The organism is Marinobacter sp. (assembly GCF_039977835.1).
In the GTDB taxonomy this organism is placed as follows: domain Bacteria; phylum Pseudomonadota; class Gammaproteobacteria; order Pseudomonadales; family Oleiphilaceae; genus Marinobacter.
In genome coordinates, this window is record NZ_JBDWCL010000062.1 from 1 (window position 1) to 7,974 (window position 7,974).

Annotated in this window: 8 protein-coding genes and 1 pseudogene; 1 reads left to right on the forward strand and 8 read right to left on the reverse strand. The window is 56.4% G+C overall.

The window, feature by feature from the left end; genetic code table 11:
* Positions 1-108 precede the first annotated feature (108 nt).
* Positions 109-987 (forward strand): annotated as a pseudogene (locus ABJM11_RS17495) (IS110 family transposase); the annotation flags it as partial.
* 322 nt (positions 988-1,309) lie between these two features.
* Here ABJM11_RS17495 and ABJM11_RS17500 read toward each other — a convergent pair.
* The 8 genes from ABJM11_RS17500 to ABJM11_RS17535 form a co-directional block, all read right to left on the reverse strand.
* A complete protein-coding gene (locus ABJM11_RS17500; RefSeq protein WP_012137899.1) occupies positions 1,310-1,603 on the reverse strand; it encodes a HigA family addiction module antitoxin in 294 nt (97 codons plus the stop codon).
* A complete protein-coding gene (locus tag ABJM11_RS17505) occupies positions 1,603-1,881 on the reverse strand; it encodes a type II toxin-antitoxin system RelE/ParE family toxin (RefSeq protein ID WP_031211838.1) in 279 nt (92 codons plus the stop codon). Before ABJM11_RS17505 ends, ABJM11_RS17500 begins: the two co-directional genes overlap by 1 nt.
* 138 nt (positions 1,882-2,019) lie before the next feature.
* On the reverse strand, positions 2,020-2,568 hold the full coding sequence (locus tag ABJM11_RS17510) for a hypothetical protein (protein ID WP_348296186.1): 549 nt from the start codon (positions 2,566-2,568) through the stop codon (positions 2,020-2,022).
* A 29-nt stretch (positions 2,569-2,597) separates the two neighbouring features.
* The gene (gene istB, locus ABJM11_RS17515) at positions 2,598-3,353 is read right to left on the reverse strand and encodes an IS21-like element ISSpu5 family helper ATPase IstB (RefSeq protein ID WP_219496319.1); all 756 of its coding nucleotides are present in this window, start codon (positions 3,351-3,353) and stop codon (positions 2,598-2,600) included.
* 11 nt (positions 3,354-3,364) lie between these two features.
* On the reverse strand, positions 3,365-4,906 hold the full coding sequence (gene istA, locus ABJM11_RS17520; protein WP_219496321.1) for an IS21-like element ISSpu5 family transposase: 1,542 nt from the start codon (positions 4,904-4,906) through the stop codon (positions 3,365-3,367).
* Positions 4,907-5,266: 360 nt separating this feature from the next.
* Positions 5,267-5,560 (reverse strand): type II toxin-antitoxin system RelE/ParE family toxin, encoded by a 294-nt coding sequence (locus tag ABJM11_RS17525; protein ID WP_348296185.1) that lies wholly within the window; start codon positions 5,558-5,560, stop codon positions 5,267-5,269.
* Positions 5,557-5,781 (reverse strand): addiction module protein, encoded by a 225-nt coding sequence (locus ABJM11_RS17530; protein ID WP_348296184.1) that lies wholly within the window; start codon positions 5,779-5,781, stop codon positions 5,557-5,559. Before ABJM11_RS17530 ends, ABJM11_RS17525 begins: the two co-directional genes overlap by 4 nt.
* 267 nt (positions 5,782-6,048) lie before the next feature.
* Positions 6,049-7,620 carry a transposase gene (locus ABJM11_RS17535; RefSeq protein WP_348296183.1) on the reverse strand — a complete coding sequence of 524 codons (1,572 nt, stop codon included), beginning with the start codon at positions 7,618-7,620 and terminating at the stop codon, positions 6,049-6,051.
* Positions 7,621-7,974: the final 354 nt, after the last annotated feature.

Here is a 7,974-nt window from a genome sequence, read left to right on the forward strand (position 1 = left end):
CGCTGATTCCGGCATCGTGAACACCGATTCCGGAAAATCCGGGAAAGTGTTCATCTTCAATCGGAATGGCTGTTCACGTTAAACCAGAACTGGTGTTCACGTTCGTCCGGAATGGGTGTTCATGATGGGCCGGAATATGCAGCTCGGGCGTTAACCAAACTCGGCCACGATGCCCGGATCATTGCGCCACGCTTCGTCGCTCCGTATCGCAAGAGCAGCAAGAACGACGACAACGATGCGGAGGCCATCTGCGAAGCCGTCAGCCGGCCCAATATGCGCTTTGTTCCAAACAAGACTGAGGACCAACAAGCGGCACTATGCCCACACCGTATTCGCCGTGGGTTAACCAAAGAACGCACGGCCCAGATCAATCAGATTCGCGGGCTGCTGGCCGAGTTCGGACTGATCATCCCCCAGGGCCGTTATCACGCCCGACATCGGATTCCTGAAATCCTGGAAGATGCTGAAAACGGCTTGCCAATGCTCGCGCGGCGCTTACTCAACAACATCAACCAACGCATTCTCCAGCTTGATGAAGAAATCCTGGCCTATGATCGGGAAATCGAAGCCATGGCCCGGCGCGACGAGCAGGCCAAACGGTTGATGGCCATTCCTGGCATCGGCCCACAAACAGCCACTGCGATATTGGCCAGTGCGCCGGATCCCAGACAGTTCAAAAGCGGACGACACTTCGCCGCCTGGCTGGGGCTTGTGCCCAGGCAATACTCGACCGGAGGCAAGCCCCGACTGGGGAGAATCACCAAGCGCGGGGACAAGTACCTGCGAACATTATTAATCCATGGGACCCGGGCGGTGATTGCCAAGCTCGCCGACAAGAACGATCGGCTCAGCGGGTGGGCCAAAGAGTTGGTAGAACGCCGCGGGTACAAGAGAGCCGCTGTGGCATTGGCCGCCAAGAATGCCCGGATCATATGGGCGCTACTGATAAGCCAAACCGAATTTAAAACCCAGCCTGTGGAGGGCTGATTACCGAGCACCAACGACAGGCAGAACACGCCTGCCAGCCGAGTCTAGCAACGGCAAGCGATGACGGAACGGTCAGACCGAGAGTGATTGAACCTGTTAAGCCTTGCGGCTGAAACAAGCCGACTAACGAATGAGGTCATCACTCACACGCATCATCATCCTGGCCCGGGCAACAGTGCCCACAAAGAGGCCGAATGTAGAGCTGCAGTCTCAAACCGCTTCGAAATCAAATGGCGTTGCTTGACCGCAGGGGGAGTCCATGTAGCCTGGCTTTGCGGCGTGCCGGAGCGCCAGCGCAGGCGCGTCCGACAACAGCCACTGGTTAAGCTGCTTCGAAGTCCAGCCGATGAATACCCTCCAGATTGACTGTGCCGCGAGCCACCCATAGGTCATACATATCTTGCATCGCCAACCAACTCTCAGGAGTACGCCCGAGAACCTTGGACAGCCGCAGAGACATTTCAGGGCTAATGCCACTATCCCCTTTGAGCAACCGAGACAAAGTGGAGGGTGAAACACCCAGACTGGAAGCAAGCTGACGAGAGCTGATACCGAAAGGCTCCAGGTACACCTCACGAATGAATTCACCAGGATGCGGCGGATTATGCATAGTCATTAGTGATAATCCTCATAATCAAGAATGTAGGCGTTGCCGTCCTGAAATTCGAACGTCATGCGCCAATTTCCGTTAACCCTAATCGACCACCGGCCTTTGTCTTTGCCCTTCAATGGATGAAGCCGAAAACCAGGAATATCCATATCTTCCACTGAAGTCGCCGTATCCAGAGCAGCCAGCTGCATACGCAGCTTCTTGGCATGGTCGGGTTGTATGCCAGACGTGTGGCCGGTCGAGTAAAACCGCTTCAGTCCTTTGTGACGGAATGATTTAATCATGAAGGAATACTAGCATGTTGCGCACCACGCAACAATAGGGCTTAACGCTTTTGTTCAGCGGCGACCTTTTTGAAGCGAAGCGTAGAAAAGGGCGTCCGGTGGAGGGCCGCTAGGCCCGGAACGAACTGCAACTGTTGGTTAGGCATCGGCTCCAAATTTGCCCATAAGCTTCTTTGCCGCTTTAAAATTTTCAGCTGCAACCAAGCACATGATGGCAATCAAGAGCAGAGAGCCGGAGAAAGCAACCATAGGCAATTCACCCAAAGCCGAAATGCCCTTGATGTAAACGGGGATGAGCCCCAAAAACGCGGTGACGAAATACCAAAAGTAATACCATTTCACTCCGTGCTTTTGGGCAAAATTGCTCTTGAACCGACCTTTCCATCTGTAGTGGTTTTCATCCGACCTGAACTCCACAAATCCCGCGGCATCAGATCTTTCGTTTATTGATGAGCTAGGGTCTTTGCTGCTCAGGAGTAGCTTTATCTCTTCGACCGGGTAAATTTTTCCCGTAAGCGCCAAGAATCCCTTTTCAAGAGTGAGCCTGTGTATGCTCTCGTTGTCCAAGTCACTGATGAATTGTTTGGAAAATTCGTACTCATCTCGCCTTTTTGCGTAAACCGCTGAAGGTTGCCACCCATTCCACGTGAAGCCTGCCACCCGGACCGGAGCAAGGCTGCCACCCATCGGAGCGTAGCGACGCGGGGTTTCTCTTCTTACTCCGAAGTCTCAGTGCCCGTCAACTTTGCCTGCTGTTTTCGCATGGATTCGCCCCGCAGATTGATCTTGTAGGCGTTGTGTACGAGCCGGTCCAGGATGGCATCTGCCAGAGTGGCGTCACCGATGACGCCGTGCCATTCCTCGATGGGTAATTGGCTAGTGGCGATGGTGGAGCGCCGGCCATGTCGGTCTTCCAGCACCTCCAGCAAGTCCCGCCGGTTCTCCGCGCTCAGCTTCATCAGCCCCCAGTCATCCAGGATCAGCACGTCGACCTTGGCCAGGCTGGTCAGGAGCTTTGAGTATTGGCCATCGCCCTTGGCGATGGTCAGCTCTCGTAGCAGCCGGGTCAGGCGGACGTACTGGGCGGTGTACCCCTCCCGGCAGGCTTTGTGTGCCAGAGCACAGGCCAACCAGGTTTTCCCGACCCCGGTGGGACCGGTGATCAGCGCGTTCAGGTGTTCCTTCACCCACTGGCAGCTGGCTAGGCCCTGGATAAGCCCTTTATCCAGGCCGCGTGAGTTCCGGTAATCAATGTCTTCGAGGATGGCGGCGTGTCGCAGTTTGGCCCGGCGTAGCCGGCTGCTCATGCGCCGGTTGTCCCGTTCCGTCATTTCCCGGTCGACCAGTAGGCCAAGGCGCTCCTCGAAGCTCAGATCGGTGATGTCGGGGGTGGCCGACTGATCCTCCAGGGCGGCGGCCATGCCGGTCAGTTTGAGGGCGTGGAGCTTGTCCAGTGTGGGATGTTTCAGCATGTCAGATTCCTTCAGTGGTAGTAGGCAGGGCCGCGGATGTTGTCGTGTGTGTCGGGTAAGGCCAGTTCTTGTTGCTCTTCCAGGGGCTGCTCATCCAGGCGGTGCTTGAGGATGGATTCGATGCTCTTGTATCGGCAACTGCCCAGCATCAGGGCGCGTTGGCAGGCACGTTCTAATCGTGCCTCGCCGTAGCTCTGGCCCAGCCGGAGAATGCCCAGACAGGACCGATAGGCCTGTTGCGGATGCTTTCTTGCCCCCAGCGCGGTACGGATAAGCTTTTCAGTTGCCGGTCCAGTCTTGGCTGCCCAGGCGGTCAGTCGCTCTGGGGTCCACTCGCCGGCTTGGCGATGGGACTCCGGCATGTGAGCGGCGATGGTGCTATGCCGACCCTTCTGATCCGAACGCCGGTGGCTGGCGACCCGGTTGCCTCGGTGGAAGCATTCGATGGTGTTGTGGGTGATCCGGACCTCCACCTCTTTCTTGATCAGGGTGTAGGGCACCGAGTAGTAATGCCCATCGATGGCCACGTGGTAGTCGATGTGTACCCGGGCTTTTTTCCACTCGGCGTAGACATACGGCTCGGCGGGTAGCGGTTGTAGAACCGGCTGGTCCAGCTGTTTGAAGTGATCAAGCCGGCACCCGGGCAACTTGCGGAAGGGGCGGCTATTGAGCTTCTCCAACAGCTCACGGATGGTGGCGTTGAGCTGCCCCAGGGAGAAGTGCTGACGGTGGCGCAGGGCCGCCAGGATCCAGCGCTCAACGATCAATACGCCACCTTCCACCTTGGCCTTGTCACGGGGCTTGCGAACCCGTGTGGGGACAACGGCCACGCCATAATGGCTAGCCATATCCTGATAGGTCGGATTGAGATCCGGCTCGTAGCGATGGGCCTTGCTGACGCCGGAACGGAGGTTATCCGGAACCACCAGTTCCGGCACGCCGCCCAAGAACTCGAAAGTCCGGATGTGAGAGCCGATCCAGTCCGGCAGGGTCTGGCTCCAGGTGGCCTCGGCGTAGGTGTAATTGGACGCACCCATCACCGCCACAAAGACTTGCGCCTCATGGATCTCACCGGTGGTGCGATCCATGACGGGCACCGTGTGCCCAGCATAGTCCACGAACAGCTTTTCACCGGCTCGGTGGTCCTGACGCATCACCAGATCCAGCTTGCCCTGCCAGGCCCGGTAGTGCTCGCAGAACCAGCTGTACTGGTAGCCATCCGGATTGGCTTCCCGGTACTCCTGCCAGAGCAGGAACAGGGTGACGTTCTTGCCCCGGAGCTCATCGTGGATCCGCTGCCAGTCTGGAATGCCTCGGACCTGTGCCGGTAGATCCGGTGGTGGCGGGAACAGCCGTTGCTCCAGCTGGGCTTCACTCAGATCCTCTGGCAGCGGCCAGCCAAGCTCCGCCTCAGCAGCACGCCGCAGATACTCGCTCACAGTGGGGCGACTGATGCCGCAGGCTGCGGCAACCTGTCGGTTGCTAAGCCCTCGCTCCCACTTGAGGCGAAGGACTTCTTTGATTTTACGCATGGATAACCTCTTCGCTGGCATCTGGCCCTCTCCGGATGAAAAGGAGCAGAGTACCGTTAGTTATCCCGCGCCGGACGTTTTGATGGGGGAATCAGGCAGCCTGCCAGGGTGGCAGCTTTGCCGTGGAATCAGTGGCAGCTTTCGCGTGGAATGGGTGGCAGGCTTCGTCTGGAATCAGTGGCAACCTTGGTCTGGAATACGCACCTTTTGCTGGAACGAGAAACGACCACCTCGATGATGATTTTGTATAAGGCAAATAGGCTTACTAGTATCCCAACTATCTTTACTGCGAGTTCCATATTTTTCCTTGCCTAACGCCCGGCTCACGCGCCGGTTTGGAGCCGCGAAGCGGCGGAAAATCGGTCGCTGTGCAGCCGATTGTTAAAGCCTACCCAGCCAGTACTGCGGACGCCGGCGGTCATGGGCAACAGCCAGAACCTGAAAACCATCAGGGCTCTCACGGTAAACGATAGATAAGGGAAATCTGTGAAGGGGCACTCTGCGAATATCTGGCGGCAACTCAACTTGCCAGGCTTTTGGTGACTCGCTAACTAAATTGGCCAGGGCCTCAAATTCTTCTATAAAGGCACCACCCAATCCCGGAACTTTTGATTCGTAATAACCAACTGACTCCAAGAACTCGGCTTCCGCTGCCGGGTGAAAAGAATAGTTCATTTGATCAGTGCTCTAGCCTTCCTCATGACCTCATCGCCAGACACAGCCTGAACTGTGCCATTGTCGAGCTCTTCGCCCCTGCGCCGGGCCTCAAGCAACCAATCGGATCTGAGCTCTTCTTCTGACGGAGACTCCAGACTCAATACCAATCGCTGGATCAATTGCGCTCGCTCCTCTATAGGGAGGTGGAGCGCCTCGTCTTCAATTTTTTGGAGATTCATAGAAGAAACCTCTCGTTCACGTATCACCCAATTTTGACACGGATGGGTATCAGGTGCCACGACTCGGCTTTTCAGCTTTAACGAGGCTGTAGAAAAACCCGATCCCGAGTCGTTCCCAACGCCTGATTCCTGTAATTTTGTCGCGGCCCTCAACTGGCCGATTCTCGTGATTTCGATGTTCAGCCATCCGCTTCGGTCTTTTGGGGCTCCTGGCGTCGACATTGCTGGTTTCCAGCAGGCACTTTTCCGGGACTTCTGCCCTCGGCATTACGCCGCCATCCGCCCGTAATTCGCCAGCTTCTCAATATTGTGCACCAGGCAGTATAGCTGCCACTGACCCTGGACCTTCTTCTTGCCCCGTAGGCTGAAGCGGTTCAGCCGTTTCGTGGTGCCAATGTTGCCGAACACCGGTTCCACCACCGACATCCGGTGACTGTAAATCTCTTTGCCCTGCGGGCTATCCACCCGGTGTTTCATCCAGTCGGTGTAGTTGGGCAGGCGTTTGTGCTCGATAGTGAACGACACTTGTCGGCCCTTGCCTTTCCGATGATTAGCGGCGTTCGGATTTTGCATGCACTGGTGCTTCTTCGGGCAGTGACGGCATTGCAGCAAACTGCCCTGGAAATAGGCTCGGCTCTGGCCGTTCTGGTCTGCCCGGGTACCGTGGTACTTGAGGCTTTCGCCCGCCGGGCAAATGCAGGTCAGGTTCACAGGATCAAACTGGAATTCACTGGCCGGGATGATCTCTTTCCAGTCCGTGACCGGCTGGTTCTGATGGCGTTTGCCGTATTTGTCTTTCTGGTTCTGGAACTTCGGGTCGCGGCTGCGGAATTTGTTGTCGGGCACGTAGCCGTTGATCTGCCGTTCGTGCAGGTACTTCATATTCGCTTCGTTGGCGAAGCCGGTATCGGCGGTGATCACAGTACCTTGCTGATAAATGCTGTCAGCGATACCCAACTTACTGAAGCGAGCTTGCACGCTCTCCAGTACCGGTTGCAGGGTGTGGTGTTCCTGGCCTTCGCCAAAGGCCTGGGCGTCGATGATGACCTGGTGTTTCTTGTCCACCGTCGCCACGCCGTTATAGCCCTGGATCGTGCCCTTGCTGGTGGTCATCTTTGCGCTTTCGTTGTCAGTCAGGTTGCTCTTCACTTCCTTGCTCCGCTTTCCCCGGCCCATCCTTGGGCGGTTCGTCTTTAGGAAGCGGTCCACTTTGTTCATGGCTTCATCCAGCGAGAGGATGGTGTTCGCTCGACGGATATCCCGGTCCAGCTCGGCTTCGGTCTCCGCTTCGTCCCGCTCGTAATGTTCCTTCAAGTGGTGGCGGATCAGTCGTCGCAACTTCTCCCGTTTCTCCCCTAGCTCTTTGAAAGTGCCAGACCATTCCTTGGCGGCATTGGAGGACATCTTGCAGCCGTCGATGGCAAAGAGTTCGTTACCCAGCAATCCCTGTTCGTGACAGACCAGCAGCACCTGCTCGAACAGCTCTTCAATCTCCCCGGCATGGCTGCTGACAAACTTTGCTAGGGTGGTGAAGTGGGGAACGGTATCGCAGGACAGAGCTTTGAATATGATGTTGGTCTCGCAGCACCACTGCATCTCGCGGCTGGAGGTGATGCCCTTGGAGTAGGCAAACAGAATGATCTTCAGCAGGATGGCCGGATCGTAGGCTAAGCGGCCGGTGTCTTCGTTGCGGTATTTGGGATGGAAAACCGACAGGTCCAGCTTGTGCTCGATCAGGTAGTGCACCGCGTGTTCAAAGGTGCCGGGCTGAAGCTGTTCCTGGTAGTTGATCACGACCATGGCGCTCTGGTCGTAGTTGTAATGCTTGAAGCGGGGCATGCCAACGACTCCTTGTCCGTTTGCCTGATCCTACCAAACCGAAGCGGGGATTTCGGGGTTTTTCTACAGCCTCAACGAGGCCGTAGAAAAACCCGATTCCGAGTCGTTCCCAGCACCTGATTCCTAAAATTTTTGTAGCGGCCACCAGCTAGTCGATTCTCGCCATTCCGATGATCAGCCATCAATTTCGCCCATTTGATAAGGTTAATGCCGGTCCTGCTGGCAACCAGCGGCTATATTTCCTGCCTTCTGATCCCCGTGTCACGCCGCTAACTGCCCATAATTCGCCAGTTTCTCAATGTTGTGCACCAGGCAGTATAGCTGCCACTGACCCTGTACCTTCTTCCTGCCTCT